The following is a 16,853-nucleotide window of genomic DNA, read 5'->3' as shown; positions in this document are numbered from 1 at the left end:
TCACCAAGGAGTTCGGCTACCCCGACAAACGCGGCTCCTGGCAGCGCTTCCGGAACGGGAAGATCGTCTGGTCGCCCAACCTCGGCGAGGGCACCCTCATCCGGGCCTACCGCGCCGCCAGCGGACGGATCATCTTCCGCTGGGACACCACCGGGCGCGACTGGGACTTCTTCAACGTCCGCGAGGTCTACGAACCCCAGCTGGGCAACCCGGAGCGTCAGGTCAAGGTCGGCCGGCTCACTCCGTGGAGGGGTCTGCACAGATGGGACGGCAACGGCTACGACCGCTACGTCGCCTCGGTGTCCCCCCACGGTGAGACCGTCGAGGACTCGTCGAGCCACGGCGGCGACGAGGATCGCATCCACTTCAGAGTGCAGGGCTGCGACCGCGGCACGTTCAGCTCCGACTGCGGCCCGTGGAGCATCCCCGTCGACATCGTCCTGTGACCCCGGGCCGCCGCGCGGACCGGGGGCTGCACCGCCGGGGCGTCCTCACCGATGATGGGTTCACCGCGGCCGGGCGCCCGCCGCCGCGCCGCCTCGAAGAGGCGCAGGCCCTGAACCGGAGGAGGATCCGTGGGAACCGGAGAGAACGATCTGCCGAACATAGGCGCTCCCGCGCGGGGCGCGCTGGGGAACGCGGGCTACACCCGCCTGGAGCAGCTCACCGACGTCACCGAGGCCGAGCTCCTCGCGCTGCACGGCGTGGGCCCCAAGGCGGTGCGCATCCTGCGCGAGACCCTCGCCGGCCGCGGCCTCTCCTTCCGCTCCTCCCGCGACGGCTGAGCCCCCCGTACGGGGCCGGTCAGGGGGTGATCAGAACGGCGGCGAAGGCACCGATGATCATGAAGGGGCCGAAGGGGAACTCGCTCTTGCGGTTCCCCCGTCGCAGGACGATCAGCGCCACCCCGTAGAGGGCACCCGCCAGGAAACCGAGGAACGCCCCGGTGACCAGGACGTCCCAGCCCAGCCAGCCGAGCGCGATCCCCAGCACCGCCGCGAGCTTGACGTCGCCCAGGCCCATCCCGGCCGGATTGACCAGGAAGAGCAGCAGATAGAAGGCCGCCAGTGCGAGCCCGCCCAGTCCCGCCCCGAGCAGGTCCCCCCAGCGCCCCCCGGCCGCGGCGGCGATCGTCAGCAGCGTCCCGGTGCCCAGTCCGGCGGCGAGGGTGAACCGGTCGGGCAGCCGCCGCACGGCCAGGTCGACGAAGGCGAGCACGACGCAGAGCACGGCCAGCCAGCAGAAGGCGAGCAGCTCCGTGAGCTCGGCGCCTCCGAGTGAGGCGCCTGCGGGCGAGGCGCCTGCGGGTGAGCTGTTCCCGGGCGGGACGTCCCCCGCCACGGCCTTCCAGGTGAGCGCCCCGACAAGCAGCGCCGTACAGAGCGGGCAGCCGTACCGGAGCGCCTCCCCCCCGGCCGCGGAGTGGCGCACCACCAGGGCACGCGAGAACAGGCCGATCAGCAGCCCGGCGAGGGCCGCCGCGACGGGGAGGAGGGCCACCGACCGACCATAGCCCGGCCGGACTCCCCGCGTCCGCCGGGCACCGGCGGACATCGGGCCCCGGGCGCACGCTCCGGGAAGCCCGTATGACCTCCGGAGTCATTGACGGATCCGAAGCCGATCACGAACGCTGAGAACTACTTCGACCGGGGAGGGCCGGACACGTGGACAGGGACCGCTTCGCCCGGCTGCCGGCGGTGATCGCATCCCTGATCCTCCTGCCGGTGCTGCTGGAGATCCTGGCCTGGTACATCGAGGGCGAGGAGTACGACGTCTCGCGCGCCGTCACGGTCGTCGCGGTGATCCTGTCCCTCGCGCTGACCACGACGGTGATCGGGCGGATCCGGGCCCGGCTCCCGGTGCTGATGGTGGTCGCGCTGACGGTCACCGCGGCGGGCGAGGGAGCGCTCGGTTTCGTCGCCGCGTTCGGCCCGGTCCTGTGGCACGGCGGCGTCCCCGGCGAGGTGCACGGTCTGATCACCGCCGGCGTGAGCGCGTTCGCCTTCGCGACCGGTGTCTATCTGCTCATCCAGTACGGCAGGGGCCTCTATCTCCCGTACATGGAGGCCGGGATGGGCCCGGCGCCCACCGCCACCAAGCGGAAGGTGATCGGCGAGTCGGAGATCCTGATCCGCACCATGCCGGGCATCGGCCCGTCGGTGGAGAAGTCGGTCGGCAGCTGCGTCGCCATGCTCGACCAGGACGACCTGCACTTCGTCGCCTACTACGCCGACGGGCGCTGCTGCTTCTACACCGACGTGCTCGACGACGCCGACCTGGCGCACTTCTTCCACGAGACCGACCAGGAGCAGCGCCGGGGGCTCTATCTGAAGGCCGGCCACCAGCTCAACTGGCTCACCGGGCGGCTCAACCGGCAGCTCCGGCGGATCGAGGGCGGCATCCTCATCCGCACCGTCCTCGACGTCGAGCGCGGCGCGCTGTACTTCTACTGGGTCGACGAGACCCGCTATCTGATCGGTGTGACGCTCGACCAGCGCAAGGTGGGCGTCGCCGACGACAAGATGGCGAAGCTGGTGGACACGATCCGCGGCCACTTCACACTGCCCCCCATCAACCAGCGAGAGCGCCCCCGGGACGCCGGAGGCCACCTGCGATCCGTTCCGAGGAGCGAGCCTTGGCCCGAATCGGGCTCCTGATCGTCGTCGTCGGCCTCGGCTGGCTCGCCGCCGAACTGGGCGGGGTGAGCGGACTGGAGAACTCCTCCGTCTACGTCCTGTTCAGCAGTCTGCTGCTGGCCATCGGCCTGTACGGAAGCACGCACGGGATCGACCGCGCCGAGGCCCGGGAGCACACCCGGCTGATCGTGCTCGCGGTGACCGTCGGGGTGATCCTGAAGACCGCGTTCATCGCCGGGGTCGTCTACCTGGTCTCGGGTGACCCGCGAGCCCTGATCATGGCGGTGGTGGTCGCCCAGATCGACCCGCTCTCGGTCGCCGCCGTGATGCGGGACGACCGGCTGTCGGGCCGGGCCAAGACGATCCTGGCGGCCTGGTCCTCCTTCGACGACCCGGTGACGATCATCCTGGCGGTGTACGCGGCGGCGATGGTGAGCGGTTCGGACGGCGGCGGGCTGTCGGCGGCCTACTTCGCCGATCTCGGGTTGAACGCCCTGTTCGCGCTGGTCGCCTACCTGGTGTGGCGGCTGATCAGGAACGCCCCGCCGGTGCTGAGCTACGCGGCGGCGGCCGCCGCGGTCGTGTCGGCCGCCTGGAGCTCCCTCATGCTCGGCCTGGCGACCGCCGGGCTCTATCTCCGGGTGCCGGACTCACGCTGGCCGGCCCGCGCGGTGAGTGTGGCGTTCGCGCTGTCGGCGTTCCTGATGGGGCTGCTGCTGGTGGGCGGGGCGAACACGGGCATGGGCGTCCTGCTCGGGCTGGCCGCCTTCGCCGCCCAGATGCTCGCGGCGCTGGTCCTCACCCACGGCCTGCCGGTGATCGACCGGATCCACCTCGGCCTGGCCCAGCAGAACGGGGTCACCGCGGTGATCCTCGCCCTGGTCTTCGAGCGCGACTTCGGCGGTTTCGTCGCCGTGATCGCCCCGGCGATCCTGACGGTCAATCTCGTCCACGCCGTAGCCAACCGAACCGCCGACGCCTGGGGGCCTCAGCGGCCTCTGCCATCTTCGCCACGGTGACCTCGCCGGAGCCCTCGGCCTCCAGCCGGTCGAGGGTCCCCGACTCCACCGCGGCGAAGGCCGCCAGCACGCCGCCCTCGATCACGAACGGCACCGGTCCCGCCACGTCGACCACCACCGCGGCCGCGTTCTCGTGCACGGCGGCCTGGCAGACCTGCGGGACGGTGGCCTGGATCGGCCGGGCGTCGGGGCGCCAGAGCCTGAGCGGCTCGACCCCGGTGAAGGCGAGCACCGCCTCGCGGCCGTCCTTGCCGACGAGCTTCGGCAGGGCCATCTCGCTCTCCTTCTCCTGCCGGAGCCCGTGCTCGCCGACCTCGGAGGCGGTCAGCAGCGCCACCACCGGGACCAGCAGCCGGGCGCCGCTCAGTGCGGAGACCACCTCGGCGGCGCCGGCCGTACCGGCGGCGTAGGCGGCCAGCGCGGAGGCCACGGCGGCGTCGGCGCCGCCGCGGTCGTCGGGGACCAGGGGCTGGGGAATGCTCGGCACGAACCGGGAGCCTACCGGGGAGAACGCCCGGTGCAGCACGTGCCGTCGCCAATCTTGACCGGCGTCCGCGGCACATGAATACTCGGATCCGAGTGATAGGAGGCGAGTGGTTGAGTCCTCGTACCGGCCGTGCGGTGTCCAACCCGCTGGGACTCGCGATCGTCGGCCTGCTGATGGAGTCGCCCATGCATCCGCACGCCATGGCCGCGACCATGCGGGAGCGTGGCCTGGATCGGGTCTTCAAGCTGACCACCGGGTCCCTGTACGACGTCGTGCGGGCGCTGGAGCGTGCCGGGTGGATCGAGTCGCGAGAGACGGTCCGGGTCGGCGCCCGGCCCGAGCGGACCGTCTACCGGTACACCGCCCTGGGACGGGAGCAGTTCGTGCGCTGGGTGGACGAACTGGTCCGCGTCCCGGCGGAGGAGTATCCGAAATTCCTGTCGGCGGTCAGCTATCTCGGCGCGCTCGGGCCGGACGGCGCCGTGGCGGCGTTGCGGGAGCGGGCCGGCCAGGTGCGCGCGTCGCTGGAGGAGATCCGGCGGGAGCACGGCGAGGTGCTGCGTGCGGGCGAGGTGCCGCGCCTGTTCGTGGTGGAGGCCGAGTACGCGGTGCGGATGCAGGAGGCCGAACTGGCCTGGATCGAGGAGATCGCCGGCGACATCGAGACGGGCCGGCTGCCCTGGCCCGAGCCGGGGAACGGCTGGGTCCGCGCCGGCGAGGAGACCGAACCGGAGCCGGAGGAGACGGAGGTCCGATGAAGACAGGAGAGCCGGCGGGGGTCATGACGGCCGGGACGGAGCCGGCCGGCCTCTCACCGGACTGCATCGAGGCGACCGGCGTGCGCACCCACAATCTGCGCGGCGTCGACGTGCGGATCCCGCACCGGGCCGTGGTCGCCTTCACCGGCGTCAGCGGCAGCGGCAAGAGCTCGCTGGTCATCGACACCATCCACGCCGAGGCGCAACTGCGGTACGTGGAGGGCTTCGATCCGTACGTCCGCAAGTTCCTCACCCCGCGCGACCGGCCCCGGGTCGACCGCGTCCGGGGCCTGACCGCGACCCTGGCGGTCGACCAGCGCAACGCCGGCCGCAACCCGCACTCGACGCTCGGCACCCTGACCGGCGTGGAGGCCTACCTGGGCCTGGTGTTCGCCCGGCTCGCCCCGCTGGCGACCGGGCGCACGTGGAGCGGCCCGCTGCACCCCGCCCAGTTCGACCCCCACGCGCGGGACGGCATCTGCTGGACGTGCGCCGGGGCGCGCGAGATCTCCGAGGCCGATCCGGACCTCATCGTGCCCCGGCCGGACCTCCCCCTGACGGAGTCGCCCTGGTTCGGCCGGAACCAGTCGAACGAGGCCGCCTTCCTTCCCTCGCTGGCCGAGCACCACGGCATCGACCTGGCGCGACCCTGGCGGGACCATCCGGAGGGTTTCCGGCGGACGGTCCTGTACGGCACCGGCGGCGAGCAGATCGACCTCGTCATCACCGGCAGGGACGACAGGAAGCACACCGAGCTGACCTACCGGACCCGGCGGGCGCTCGATGGCGCCGTCGCCGAGATCGAACGGTTCTACGCCGCGGCCGTCGGCGAGGAGGCCAAGCAGGTCTACGTGCCGTTCCTGCGCAGGCGGGAATGTGCGGCCTGCGACGGCACCGGGCTCGGCGAGATCGCGCGGACCGTCAAACTGCTGGACAGGACCTTCCGCGACGTCGCCCGCAGCCGGGTGCAGGAGGTCCGGGACTGGATCGACGCCGTCGGCGCCGGGCTCAACGAGGCCCAGCGCGAGGTCGGCCACGTCCTGGTGCCCGAGCTGCGGGACCGGCTGGACCTGCTCGTCCGGCTCGGCCTGGCGCACCTGGAGCTGTCACGCGGCGCGCCGACGCTGTCCGGCGGCGAACTGCAGCGGGCCCGCCTGTCTGCGCAGATCAGCACGGCCCTGACCGGGCTCACCTACGTCTTCGACGAACCCGGCGCGGGCCTGCACCCGGCCGACAAGGACCATCTGTTCGAGCTCCTGCGCGAACTGCGCGACGCGGGGAACACGGTCCTGCTCGTGGAGCACGACCCCGACCTGATCGCCCGCGCCGACTGGGTCGTCGACCTCGGCCCGGGAGGCGGCCGGGACGGCGGACGGCTGATCGCGGCCGGGCCGCCCGGCGAGATCGCCCGGCACCCGCGATCGGTGACCGGCCGCTACCTGAGCAGCCCGCACTACCGGCTGCGGCGGGCCGAGCGGGCGCCCGACGACACCACCGGCTGGCTGGTGCTGCACGAGGCGGCGGCGCACAACGTCACGGCCCACGAGATCCGGATCCCGCTGAACCGGCTCACCTGCCTGACCGGGATCAGCGGCAGCGGCAAGAGCAGCGTGCTCAACCCGATCCTGGCCGACTCGGTGGCCGCCGCACTGGCCGGGAGACCGCCGGCCGCGGTGGGGAGGATCTCCGGGCTGACCGGTCTGCGCTGGGTGAGCGCGGTGGACCAGACCCCGATCGGCCGCACGCCTCGCTCCTGCCCGGGAACCTACACCAAGGCGTTCGACCTGATCCGGCAGTTGTTCGCGGACACCGGCCAGGCCAGGCGCGGCGGGCTGGGGAACGCCTCGGCGTTCTCCTTCAACTCGCCGGGCGGCAGGTGCGAGACCTGCCGGGGCCTCGGCCGGATCAAGATGGACCTGGAGTTCCTCGGCGACACCTATCTCACCTGCCAGGCCTGTGACGGCCGCCGGTACGGCCCGGACGTCCTGGCGGTGACGTACCACGGGCTGGCCGTCGACGAGGTGCTGGCGAGCACCGTGGCCGAGGCCGCCGAGGTGTTCGACGGGCCCGAGCCGCTCGCCGCGCTCCTGGGGGCCATGGTGGACGTCGGTCTGGGCTATCTCACGCTCGGCGAGAGCGGCACGGCCCTGTCCGGCGGGGAGGCCCAGCGGCTGAAGCTGGCCAAGGCCGCACTCCGCGGCCGCCGGGGCCGCGATCCGGGTCTCGTCGTCCTCGACGAGCCGATCACCGGGCTGCACCCGGACGACGCCCAGCGGCTGATGCGGACCCTGGACCTGCTGCTGGAGCGCGGGCACACCGTGGTGATCGCCGAACACGACGTCCACGCGGCGGGCTGCGCGGACTGGATCATCGACATGGGCCCGGGAGCCGGGGCGGCCGGCGGCCGGATCGTCAACGAGGGCGTTCCCGCGCGGGTCGCCAACGGCACCGGGCCCACCGCCCCGTACCTGCGCCGGCTCCGGCTCGGTCCGGCCGATCGGCGGGAGGCCGCCGACCGCTGATCCCGGATTTCCGGCACGCGGAGGCCGGTGTCCCCGGGCCGGTGTCCCGGAAAGACGGGACACCGGACCCATGCGGCCGGGTCGGCGGGCGGACCACGATGCTTCCCGTCGAGTGGAAGGGGCGGGTCCTGATGGAGACGGCGGAAAGCACGGCGCGGGAGAGCAAGGCGGAACCCGGGGAGTCGCGGGTCGCGTGGACGGCCCGCGCGGTCGAGGCCGCCTGTCTCCTGGCCACCCTCGTGGTCGTCTACGTGCTGACGAGGTGACCGCGGGATCGGGTACGGCACGGCCGCGCAGGTATCGGCCGCGCCGTACCCGATCCGGGTCAGCCCAGGTCGGCGATGGCGGCGACCGGGCCGCCGCCGCTCGGGCCCTGGTGCACGGCGGCGACGCTCACGAACACCGCCGGGTCGCCGGTGACGCTGGCCGCCACGCCGCCGACGGTGGCCTTGATCTGGCGGTGCCAGTGCACGTCGGAGTCGTCGAGCATGATGTTGCGGCGGCCCCGGACGCTGCCGGAGGGATCGGCCTCGCACTTCATGAAGACGTTGACCAGGCGGCCCTTCAGGTCGGAGGGGTGGGGGCGCTCGGGCAGGTCGATGCCGCTGGAGCGGATCGCCTCCCAGATGCCGTCGGCGTCCAGCGCGTCCTTCATGACCGAGTGGCCGATGCGGTAGCGCCCGCCGATGCCGCGCACGTTGCCGACGACCACGATCTGTGCCCGGTCGAGCTCGACGCCGCTGGAGCAGGACGCCACCGAGGAGTAGAGCGACAGGTCCCGGTGGATCTGCTCGGCGGAGGGCATCTCGATCTCACCGAGGGCGACGGCGATGCCGAGCGCGGTGGTGGAGTTGGAGATGTCCATGGACGGGCCGGTGTCCTCGGTCACCACGTCCTTGCCGCGGGACTTGGCGTCGTTGATGGTGGCCAGGGTCAGCAGCGGCGTCTTGGTCTGGACGTAGTGGACGTCGGCGGGGTCGTCGATGCCGGCGGTCTTCATGGCCTCGCGGACCCCGGCGGCGACCTTCTCCACCATGGCGGGGCGGCCGATGTCCTCGGGCAGGATGACCTCGCTCATCGCGATGCCGACGCTGACGCGCGGCTCGTCGTCCGGCTCGGCGGCCGGATCCGCGGCGGTGGTGGCGAAGATCGTGGCGTGCGGGCTGAGCACGCCGTCGGTGCCGCCGGACCACACCAGCGGCACGCTCTCGGGTGACGGGTGGCCCTTGGCGGCCAGCACCTCGCGGAAGGCGCGGTCGGCCAGGATGCGGGTGTAGTCGTTCACACCGCCGTTGCCCTCGGTCTTGCCGATCACCGCGAGCACCCGGTGCGCCTCGATCACCCCGTCGTCGATGAGCCTCTCCAGCCCGGAGGCGTCGGTCACGCTCTCGATGGCCACCTTGCGTACTTCAATGGGTTCGGGCATGAGCGCCGCCTTCCAGTCGGGTCGTCTTCAATTGCGCACCACGGTTCCGGCCTCTCCGGTGACCGCCGCTCCGATGTTCTCAAGTGAGGTGATCACGGCCTGGTCGCCGCCGCACTCGACGAAGCGCAGCGCGGCCTCGACCTTCGGGCCCATGCTGCCCTCGGCGAAGTGCCCGGCCGCCTTCAGCTCGCGCAGTTCGGGGGCGGTGATCGAGCCGATCGGGCGGGCCTGCGGCGTGCCGAACCCCACGACGGCCTGCGGCACGTCGGTGGCGATCACCAGCTTGGCGGCCCGCACGGTCCTGGCCAGGAGCGTCGCGGCCAGGTCCTTGTCGATGACGGCCTCGACCCCGGTCAGCCTGCCCTGCTCGTCGCGGATCACGGGCACTCCCCCGCCGCCCGCCGCCACGACGACGAACCCGGCGGCCATCAGCGCGGCCACCGCGGGCGCGTCGAGGATCTGCAGCGGCTCGGGCGAGGGGACGACCCGGCGCCAGCCCCGCTCGAAGCGCCGCCAGCTCTGGCCGAGCCCCTCGAACCGGCGGGCCTCCTCCTCGCTGAAGTAGCGGCCGATCGGCTTGACCGGGTCGAGGAAGGCCGGGTCGCGCGGGTCGACCAGCGTGCGGGTGACCACGACGGCGGCGCGGCCCTCCAGCGCGTTGAGCACGAGCATGCCGATCGTCGCCTGGGTCTGCGCCCCGCACCAGTCGAGCGGGACGGGGGGCACCACGTCCGCGGCGAGCTGGTTCTTCAGGATCAGGTTGCCCACCTGCGGTCCGTTGCCGTGGGTGAGAGTCACCTGATGGCCCGCGGCGATCAGCGCGGCGACATGTCCCATCGCCCCCTCCACCGCGCGGCGCTGGTCGGCCGGGGAGGCGCTCCCGTCCGAGGCCGTCATCGCGTTGCCGCCGAGCGCGATCACCACTCGTTCACCCACAGGGGCGACGGTAACGGCCCGCCCGTCCGCTCTCATGGGCACTTCTCGCCCAAGGAACCGCCGTTCTTCGGCAGGACTCAACGGGTGGTCACCCCCGGTGTCCGCCCGGCAACCTGCGGCCCCGACCTGGGCGTCCATCCGGCGGGGCCCGGTACGGCCGGGCCGCCGGGCGGAAGTTGTCCGGTGGTGCCAACTTCGCCGGGCAAGCGGCGCGGCCGGAGCGTAGAACCCGGGCGGGGCGGCGGGGCAGGCTGCTGTTCCGAGTTCCCGCGGAGCCCCGGCACCCCCGGCGGATCCCCGGGACCCGCGCTCCGAGCCGTCGGGGGAGAAATCGTGGCGCAGCTCCGTCCCGGTCAGATCGCCGTGGCCGTCCTGTGCGCCGTGGCCGGGCTCGCGGTCCTCCTCTTCGCCGCCGACACCCTGGTGAACCGGGCGGCCGGGCCCGAGGCCTCCCCGTCGCCGTCGGTGGACCGGGTCGCCGAGGCCAGGAAGATGGCCTCCGAGGGGGTGGCGGAGGCCAACGACTTCGAGTGCCGTCCCCGCGAGAGCACGCCGTACCCGGTCGTCCTGGTGCACGGGGCCAAGAGCACCGGGGCGGTGACCTGGCCGGTGGCGGCGCCGTACCTGAGCAAGCAGGGATACTGCGTCTTCGCACTCGACTACGGGTGGAGCAGGTCGATCGAGGAGTCGGCGCGGACTCTGGGGATCTTCGTGGACGGCGTGCTGCAGGCGACCGGGGCCGAGAAGGTGGCCATCGTCGGGCACAGTCTCGGCGGGCTGGTCCCCAGGGCCTACATGCGCTTCGACGGCGGGGCGGAGAAGGTCTCCGAGCTGGTCACGCTGGGGGCCCCGCACCGCGACCCGACCGAGGAGCTGAGCAGGAGCTGCGGCTGGGAGACGGTCTGCGAGGAACTGCGGCCGGGCTCGAAGCTGATGGAGGCGCTCAACACCCCCTCCATGATCGAGCCCGGCGTGAGCTACACCGCCCTCGGGCTGAAGGCCGAGCAGGAGGCCGCCTCGACCTTCGTCGAGGGCCCGGCCGACCAGGTGGCCAACCGCATGCTCCAGGACGACTGCCCCCTCAAGGGACTCGTCGAGGGGGCCGTCGGGCACAACCTGGAGACGCTGGACCCGGTGATGCTCTCCTACGTCAACAAGGCGCTGGAGAGCCCGGGACCGCTGCCCGCGGACTACAGGCCGGACTGCTTCGCGCTCATCCTCTGAACTCCGCGCCCATCCTCCGGACGACCTCGGCGACCACCCGCTCCCGCAGGGGCTGCAGGTAGAAGTGGTCGCCGGGGAAGACCGTCAGCGAGAAGCCCGACTCCGTGCACGCCTCCCAGGACTTGGCCTGCTCGGCCGTGACGACCGGGTCGGCGTCGCCGACCAGGACCGAGATCGGGGTGCGCAGCGCGGGGCCCGGGCGGGAACGGTGCCTCTCGACCAGGCGGAAGTCACCGCGGACGTAGGGGAGGATGAGCTCGCGCATCCCCGCGTGGGCGAGGACCTCCAGCTCGGTGCCGCCCAGTCTCTCCAGCTCGGTCAGCAGGCTGTCGTCGTCGAGCTCGGACAGCACGCGGCGCTCCCTGGGCTCGTGCGGCGCCGAGCAGCCCGACACGAGCAGCCGCACGGGACCGGTGCCGCGCGCCTCCAGCAGCCGCGTGACCTCGTAGGCCAGCAGCGCCCCCATGCTGTGCCCGAACAGCGCCACGGGCCGGTCCAGCAGCGGGACCAGCTCCCCGGCGACCGCGGCGGCCACCGCGTCCAGGCTCTCGGGGAGCGGCTCGCTGTACCGGTCGGCCCGGCCGGGCAGCTGCACGCCGTACAGCTCGACCGACTCCGGCAGCAGCGCGGGCCACTCGCGGTAGGCGGTGGCCGAACCGCCCGCGTGGGGGAAGCAGACCAGCCGCGTGGCCGCCGACGGGCGCGGGCGCGGGCAGCGCAGCCAGGTCATCGGATCACGCTCCCCGCCCTCGTCGTGCGTCCGGCCGCGCGGGGAGTGGAACGGCGGTTCACTCCCCCATCGCCCTGATCAGGCTGTTGGGCCGCATGTCGGTCCAGTTCGTCTCGATGTACTCCAGGCATGCCTGCCGGCTGTCCTCTCCGAAAGCGACGGTCCATCCCCCGGGGATCTCCGCCCACGCGGGCCACAGAGAGTACTGGCCCTCGTCGTTGATCAGTGCGAGGTAGGAGACGTCGGGATTCTCGAAGGGGTTTGTCACTGCAGTTCCTTTCTGAGCAGTGCGGCGATCTCCGCGATCGGGCCGGGGTTGAGCATGCTCGCATGATCGCAGGCGATCGTGTGGTCCTCGATCGTTCCGGTGACGTAGGGCTTCCAGTCTGCGGCCGTGGGGCTGTCCGCCTCGCGGCCGTGGGCGGCGGTGACGAAGAGCACGTCCCCGTCGAAACGGCGCGGACGGTACTCCTGAGAGATCTTCACACCGTTGCGGTAATTGCGGTAGACCGCCTGCAGCGTCTGCTCGTCGAGAGCGGCGTACCGGTCCCCGCGCTCGCGCACGAACGCGACGACGTCGTCGATCTCCCCCGAGCCCTCGTAACCGATCGCGGCCAGCAGCTCGGGCAGCACGTCGCGCTCGTCGGGGGCGGCCTCCCGGCCCGGGTAGGCGTCCAGCATCGCCAGCAGGCCGACCTCCTCGCCCGCCTCGCGCAGCTCGACGGCCATGGCGTGGGCGATCAGGCCGCCCATCGACCAGCCCGCCAGCAGGTACGGCCCGCGCGGACGGACCCGGCGCAGGTGGGTGAGGTAGTCGCGGGCCATGGCCTCGATCGACGGGGCCGTGTAGCCCGGCTCGGACAGCACCCGCGCCTGGAAGGCGTAGACCGGCCGGTCGGGGCCGAGGTGGCGCAGCAGGCCGGAGTACGGCCAGCCGAGACCGGCCCCCGGGTGCACGCAGAACAGCGGCGCCCCGTCACCCGTCGCGCGCAGGGGCAGCAGGATCTCGCGCCCCGTGGAGCCGCCGCGGGCCAGGGCCTCGACCGTCTGGCAGGCGAACACCTCGCGCGGGCTGATCGTCAGCCCCTCGCGCCGGGCGCGGGAGACGAGCTGGATGACCGCGATGCTGTCGCCTCCCAGGTCGAAGAAGCCGTCGTCGACGCCGACCCGTTCCAGGCCGAGGACCTCGGCGAACAGGCGGCAGAGGCGTTCCTCCCCGGGGGTCCGGGGCGGCCGTCCGGATGCCGATATATCCGGCTTCGGAAGGGCGGCGCGGTTCACCTTGCCGTTCGGGGTGAGCGGGAGCGCGTCCAGTGTGAGGACCGCCTGGGGGACCATGTACTCGGGCAGGATCTCCCCGGCGAAGCCCCGCAGCTCCTCCACCGGCACCGTCCCGGCGGGGACCACGTAGGCGATCAGACGGTTGTCGTGGACGGCCACCGACACCTGCGCGACCGACGGATGCCGGGACAGCACCGCCTCGATCTCGCCCGGCTCGATCCGGAAGCCCCGGATCTTGACCTGGACGTCGGTCCTGCCCAGGTACTCCAGCTCGCCGCCGGCCGTCCACCGCACCAGGTCCCCCGTCCGGTACATCCGCTCGCCCCCGCCGTACGGACAGGCCACGAACCGCTCGGCGGTCAATCCCGGACGGCCGCGGTAGCCGCGGGCCAGGCCCGCACCCGACAGGTACAGCTCGCCGGGGGCGCCCGGCGGGACCGGCCGCAGGAAGCGGTCGAGCACGTGGGCGCGCATGCCGTCCATGGCCCGGCCGATGGGCGGCGCCGTACCGCCCGCCTCGCGGACGGCGTGGTAGGTGGCGTAGGTGGTGGCCTCGGTCGGCCCGTAGACGTGGCCGAGCAGGGTGTCCGGGCAGGCCTCGCGGACCCGGCGCATGGCCTCGGGGGAGGCGGCCTCACCGCCGGTGAGGACCTCCCGCAGGGACGCGAAGGCGGTCGGGTCCTCCTCCGCCACCAGGTTGAACAGGGCGGTCGTCAGGAACAGCGCGGTCAGGCCGTGCTCGGCGGACAGCCGCGCGATCGCGTCCGGGTCGAGCTCTCCGGGAGGGGCGACGACGACCGTGCCGCCGGTCAGCAGCGGCACCCAGATCTCGTAGGTCGAGGCGTCGAAGGCGTGCGGCGAGTGCATCAGCACGCGGCGGTGCCCCTGCGCCCACCGGTGGTCCGCGGCCAGGGCGAGGACGTCCCGGTGCCGTACGGCCACGCCCTTGGGGGTGCCGGTCGAGCCCGAGGTGTAGATCACGTAGACGAGCTGATCGGGGTGGACCCGCACGTTCGGGTCGTACTGCGGCACGAAGCCCGGCTCGTCGCTCAGCGCGAGATGCGAGCCCGGCGGAGGGGCGGAGCCCGGCAGGAGGGCGGGGTCCGGCGCCGGCTGCTGCCGGGCGGGTCCCGGGGGTGCGTCCGGAGGCTGCCGGCCGCCGGGGTACGGCTCGTCCGCGCGGACCACCGCGGCGCCGTGGACGAAGCCGGGCTCGCGGTCGGTGATCAGGACGGGCGCGCCGGTGTCGGCCAGCACCCAGCTCATCCGGTCGGGCGGGTGGCCGTGGTGGATCGGCACGTACGCGCCGCCGGCCTTGGCGACGGCCAGGGTCGCCACGACCACCTCGGCCGAGCGTTCCAGCAGGACGGCGACCGGCGTCTCGGCCCGCACGCCGAGATCGATCAACCGGTGGGCGAGCCGGTTGGCCCGCCCGTTGAGCTCGGCGTAGGTCAGGCAGACCCCCGCCGCCCGGACCGCCTCGCCGTCGGGGTCGCGCTCCACGCGGTCGGCGAAGGCGCTGACGATGTCCGCGTGCCCGCCGACGACACCGGCGTGCCGTGGGGCCGCCGTAGCGCCCGCCTCCCCGGGCCCCTGCGCCGTGACCAGGGCGCGCTCCTCCCCGGAGAGGAGGTCCAGGGCGGCCAGCGGCAGGTCGGGATCGGCGGCGACCGCCTTGAGAACCCGGGTCAGCCGGTTGAGCAGGCGCAGGGCCTCGGTGCGGGGGAAGACGTCCCTGCGGTGGTCCAGGCGCAGCGACAGCCGCCTGCCCGGCACGACGGCCAGGGCGAGCGGATAGTGGGTGGCGTCGCTCCCGGAGGCCCCGGTGAGCCGCAGCCCGTCGCCGACCTCGGCCGCCGCGGTGTCCAGGGGATAGTTCTCCAGGACCGTCATGGTGTCGAACAGCGGGCCGGAGCCGTGCAGACGCTGGATCTCGGCCAGGCCGAGATGGTGGTGGGACAGCAGTTCGGCCTGCTCTGCCTGCAACCGCGTCAGGAGCCCGGCCAGCGTCTCCTGCGGGCGCAGCCGTACCCGCACCGGCAGGGTGTTGATGAACAGGCCGACCATGCGCTCCACGCCGGGCAGCTCCGGCGGGCGGCCGGAGACGGTGCCGCCGAAGACCACGTCGTCGCGGCCCGACAGCAGGGCCAGCAGCATGGCCCACGCCCCCTGGATCGCGGTGTTGAGGGTGAGGGAGCGTCCACGCAGGGCGGCGTCGAGGCGGCCGGTGAGGTCCTCGCTGAGGTGGGCGCGCACGTGTCCCGGGTCGGCCGGCGGCCTGCCCGCGAGGTCGGGGGCGACGAGGGTCGGCCCGTCCAGGCCGTCCAGGGCGCGGGCCCAGGCCTCGCCCGCGGCGCCGCGGTCCCGCCTGGTGAGCCAGGCCAGATAGTCCTTGTACGGCGGAGCGGGCGGGGGCTCGGCCCCGGTGTACAGCGCGAGGAACTCCGCGGCCAGCAACGGCGTGGACCAGCCGTCCAGCAGGATGTGGTGGTTGGTGAAGATCAGCCGGTGCCGGCCCGGCGCCGGCCGTACCAGGGCGAAGCGCAGCAGCGGCGGCCTGGTCAGATCGAAGCGGCGGGCGCGCTCCTCGGCGGCCACCTGCTCGGGATCCCCGGAGACCTCGCGCCAGGGCACCTCGACGCGCCGGTGGACGAGCTGGACGGGCTCGCCGTTCGCCCGCTGCCGGAAGGAGGTGCGCAGGTTCGGATGGCGGGCGAGCAGCCGGGCCGCGGCGCCCGCGAGCCGGCCGGCGTCCAGGGGGCCTTCCAGGTCCAGGACGAGCTGGGCGGTGTAGACGTCGGGCGCGGCCTCGTCGAACGTCGCGTGGAAGTACAGGCCCTGCTGCAGGGGGGACAGCGGCAGGACGTCCTCGAGCTGGGACGCCGGGGCGGCCTGGACGGCGGGGGTCACGGGAGTCACGGAATCGATGGTCATCGGGCGCTCCACTCCGCGTCCAGTTCCGCCGCGAACGCGTCGATCTCTTCCTGGCTGAGGGGGACCAGCAGATCCGACGGGGTCAGGCCGCCCCCGGTGTGCAGGGACAGACCGGTCAGCGCGGCGGCCCACGCCTCGGCCAGCTCCCTGACCCGCTCCCTCGTGTACAGCCGGCCCGCCCAGGACCAGGTCGCCCGCAGACACGGCCCTGCCGGGGTGTCCCGCGTCAGGGCGTTGACCTCCAGCGCGTGCGGCAGCGCCAGGGCGGGATCGTGCCCGCCCGCCGCCTCGGCCTCGTCCGCGGGGGCCCAGTCCGTCCCCGCCGGGGTCTCGACCCGGCCGAGATAATTGAAGGCCAGCTCGGGGACGGGGCGGGCGGCCAGTTCGGAGGCGGTCCCGGGATTGAGGTGGCGCAGCAGGCCGTACCCGATGCCGTTGTCGGGGATGACCCGCAACTGCTCCTTGACCCGCTTGATCGCCCGGGCGGCCGTGTCCCCGGACAGGTCGTCCCAGTCGGGCGGACCGGGATCGAGCCGGACCGGATGGATGGTCGTGAACCAGCCGACCGTCCTGGACAGGTCCGCATCGGGGAAGATCTCCTCCCGACCGTGTCCTTCGAGGTCGAGCAGGACCGAGGTGCCGTGGCCGGTCCACCTGGCCACGGCGAGGGCCAGCCCGGCGAGCAGCACGTCGTTGACCCGCCCGTGGTAGGCCGCGGGCAACCGTGTGAGCAGGGGTTCGGTGACCTCGGCGGGCAGCTCCACGGTGAGGTGCCGCTGGGTGCCGAAGGTGTCCGTTCCGGGATCGAGCCCGACGCCGGTGTCCCCGTTCCCGTCTCCGCCTCCGTCTCCGTCCTTGCTTCCGTTTCCGTTTCCGTCCAGGGTCCGGACCCACAGATCG

At 73.1% G+C, this 16,853-nt stretch carries 16 protein-coding genes; 8 read left to right on the top strand and 8 right to left on the bottom strand.

Going from position 1 to position 16,853, the window contains the following annotated elements:
• Positions 1–446 (top strand): hypothetical protein (locus Pta02_RS39080; RefSeq protein WP_203880089.1); only part of this gene is annotated, 446 nt, incomplete at its 5' end.
• Between the two features lie 129 nt (positions 447–575).
• Entirely contained in the window at positions 576–785 is a 210-nt protein-coding gene (locus tag Pta02_RS39075; protein ID WP_203880088.1) for a helix-hairpin-helix domain-containing protein, read from the top strand.
• Between the two features lie 19 nt (positions 786–804).
• Here Pta02_RS39075 and Pta02_RS39070 read toward each other — a convergent pair whose 3' ends face one another.
• Positions 805–1,500 carry a prepilin peptidase gene (locus tag Pta02_RS39070; RefSeq protein WP_203880087.1) on the bottom strand — a complete coding sequence of 232 codons (696 nt, stop codon included), beginning with the start codon at positions 1,498–1,500 and terminating at the stop codon, positions 805–807.
• A gap of 164 nt (positions 1,501–1,664) precedes the next feature.
• Here Pta02_RS39070 and Pta02_RS39065 point away from each other — a divergent pair, with 164 nt between their 5' ends.
• Positions 1,665–2,657: a hypothetical protein gene (locus tag Pta02_RS39065; protein WP_203880086.1), complete on the top strand. Its 993-nt coding sequence runs from the start codon at positions 1,665–1,667 to the stop codon at positions 2,655–2,657.
• Positions 2,636–3,655 carry a cation:proton antiporter gene (locus Pta02_RS39060; protein WP_203880085.1) on the top strand — a complete coding sequence of 340 codons (1,020 nt, stop codon included), beginning with the start codon at positions 2,636–2,638 and terminating at the stop codon, positions 3,653–3,655. The genes Pta02_RS39065 and Pta02_RS39060 overlap by 22 nt, the downstream gene beginning before the upstream one ends.
• On the opposite strand, the gene Pta02_RS39055 is transcribed toward Pta02_RS39060, so the two are convergent.
• Positions 3,576–4,142, bottom strand: coding sequence for an SseB family protein (locus Pta02_RS39055; protein ID WP_203880084.1), 567 nt, complete (start codon positions 4,140–4,142; stop codon positions 3,576–3,578). The two genes, Pta02_RS39060 and Pta02_RS39055, sit on opposite strands and share 80 nt — an antisense overlap.
• A gap of 110 nt (positions 4,143–4,252) precedes the next feature.
• Here Pta02_RS39055 and Pta02_RS39050 point away from each other — a divergent pair, with 110 nt between their 5' ends.
• From Pta02_RS39050 to Pta02_RS39040, 3 genes are all read left to right on the top strand, one after another.
• Positions 4,253–4,900 (top strand): PadR family transcriptional regulator, encoded by a 648-nt coding sequence (locus tag Pta02_RS39050; protein WP_203880083.1) that lies wholly within the window; start codon positions 4,253–4,255, stop codon positions 4,898–4,900.
• Complete coding sequence (locus Pta02_RS39045) at positions 4,897–7,422, top strand: excinuclease ABC subunit UvrA (RefSeq protein ID WP_239131566.1); 2,526 nt, start codon at positions 4,897–4,899, stop codon at positions 7,420–7,422. The genes Pta02_RS39050 and Pta02_RS39045 overlap by 4 nt, the downstream gene beginning before the upstream one ends.
• A gap of 98 nt (positions 7,423–7,520) precedes the next feature.
• Positions 7,521–7,688 (top strand): hypothetical protein, encoded by a 168-nt coding sequence (locus Pta02_RS39040; RefSeq protein WP_203880082.1) that lies wholly within the window; start codon positions 7,521–7,523, stop codon positions 7,686–7,688.
• Between the two features lie 59 nt (positions 7,689–7,747).
• On the opposite strand, the gene bar is transcribed toward Pta02_RS39040, so the two are convergent.
• Complete coding sequence (bar, locus tag Pta02_RS39035; protein WP_203880081.1) at positions 7,748–8,848, bottom strand: barbiturase; 1,101 nt, start codon at positions 8,846–8,848, stop codon at positions 7,748–7,750.
• A 27-nt stretch (positions 8,849–8,875) separates the two neighbouring features.
• Positions 8,876–9,784 carry a carbamate kinase gene (locus tag Pta02_RS39030; RefSeq protein ID WP_239131565.1) on the bottom strand — a complete coding sequence of 303 codons (909 nt, stop codon included), beginning with the start codon at positions 9,782–9,784 and terminating at the stop codon, positions 8,876–8,878.
• Between the two features lie 333 nt (positions 9,785–10,117).
• Between Pta02_RS39030 and Pta02_RS39025 the strand changes: the two genes are divergently transcribed.
• On the top strand, positions 10,118–11,008 hold the full coding sequence (locus tag Pta02_RS39025; RefSeq protein ID WP_203880079.1) for an esterase/lipase family protein: 891 nt from the start codon (positions 10,118–10,120) through the stop codon (positions 11,006–11,008).
• Here Pta02_RS39025 and Pta02_RS39020 read toward each other — a convergent pair.
• From Pta02_RS39020 to Pta02_RS39005, 4 genes are all read right to left on the bottom strand, one after another.
• Entirely contained in the window at positions 10,998–11,738 is a 741-nt protein-coding gene (locus tag Pta02_RS39020) for a thioesterase II family protein (RefSeq protein WP_203880078.1), read from the bottom strand. The genes Pta02_RS39025 and Pta02_RS39020 overlap by 11 nt on opposite strands.
• 58 nt (positions 11,739–11,796) lie before the next feature.
• Positions 11,797–12,006: an MbtH family protein gene (locus Pta02_RS39015; protein WP_203880077.1), complete on the bottom strand. Its 210-nt coding sequence runs from the start codon at positions 12,004–12,006 to the stop codon at positions 11,797–11,799.
• Positions 12,003–15,953, bottom strand: a complete 3,951-nt coding sequence (locus Pta02_RS39010) for a non-ribosomal peptide synthetase (RefSeq protein ID WP_203880076.1) — start codon at positions 15,951–15,953, stop codon at positions 12,003–12,005. The genes Pta02_RS39015 and Pta02_RS39010 overlap by 4 nt, the downstream gene beginning before the upstream one ends.
• On the bottom strand, positions 15,950–16,853 hold a 904-nt coding region (locus tag Pta02_RS39005), incomplete at its 5' end, for a condensation domain-containing protein (RefSeq protein ID WP_239131564.1). The genes Pta02_RS39010 and Pta02_RS39005, both read right to left, overlap by 4 nt.

Origin of the sequence: Paraplanobispora takensis (assembly GCF_016863195.1) — a bacterium.
Lineage (GTDB): Bacteria > Actinomycetota > Actinomycetes > Streptosporangiales > Streptosporangiaceae > Planobispora > Planobispora takensis.
This window is presented reverse-complemented; position numbering and strand designations above follow the sequence as displayed.

What these genes read in the sequence shown, in the direction of transcription:
- Pta02_RS39020 (WP_203880078.1), bottom strand. Translation starts at nt 11,738, where the DNA reads ATGACCTGGCTGCGCTGCCCGCGCCCGCGCCCGTCGGCGGCCACGCGG.
- Pta02_RS39040 (WP_203880082.1), top strand. Translation starts at nt 7,521, where the DNA reads ATGCTTCCCGTCGAGTGGAAGGGGCGGGTCCTGATGGAGACGGCGGAA.
- Pta02_RS39010 (WP_203880076.1), bottom strand. Translation starts at nt 15,953, where the DNA reads ATGACCATCGATTCCGTGACTCCCGTGACCCCCGCCGTCCAGGCCGCC.
- bar (WP_203880081.1), bottom strand. Translation starts at nt 8,848, where the DNA reads ATGCCCGAACCCATTGAAGTACGCAAGGTGGCCATCGAGAGCGTGACC.
- Pta02_RS39045 (WP_239131566.1), top strand. Translation starts at nt 4,897, where the DNA reads ATGAAGACAGGAGAGCCGGCGGGGGTCATGACGGCCGGGACGGAGCCG.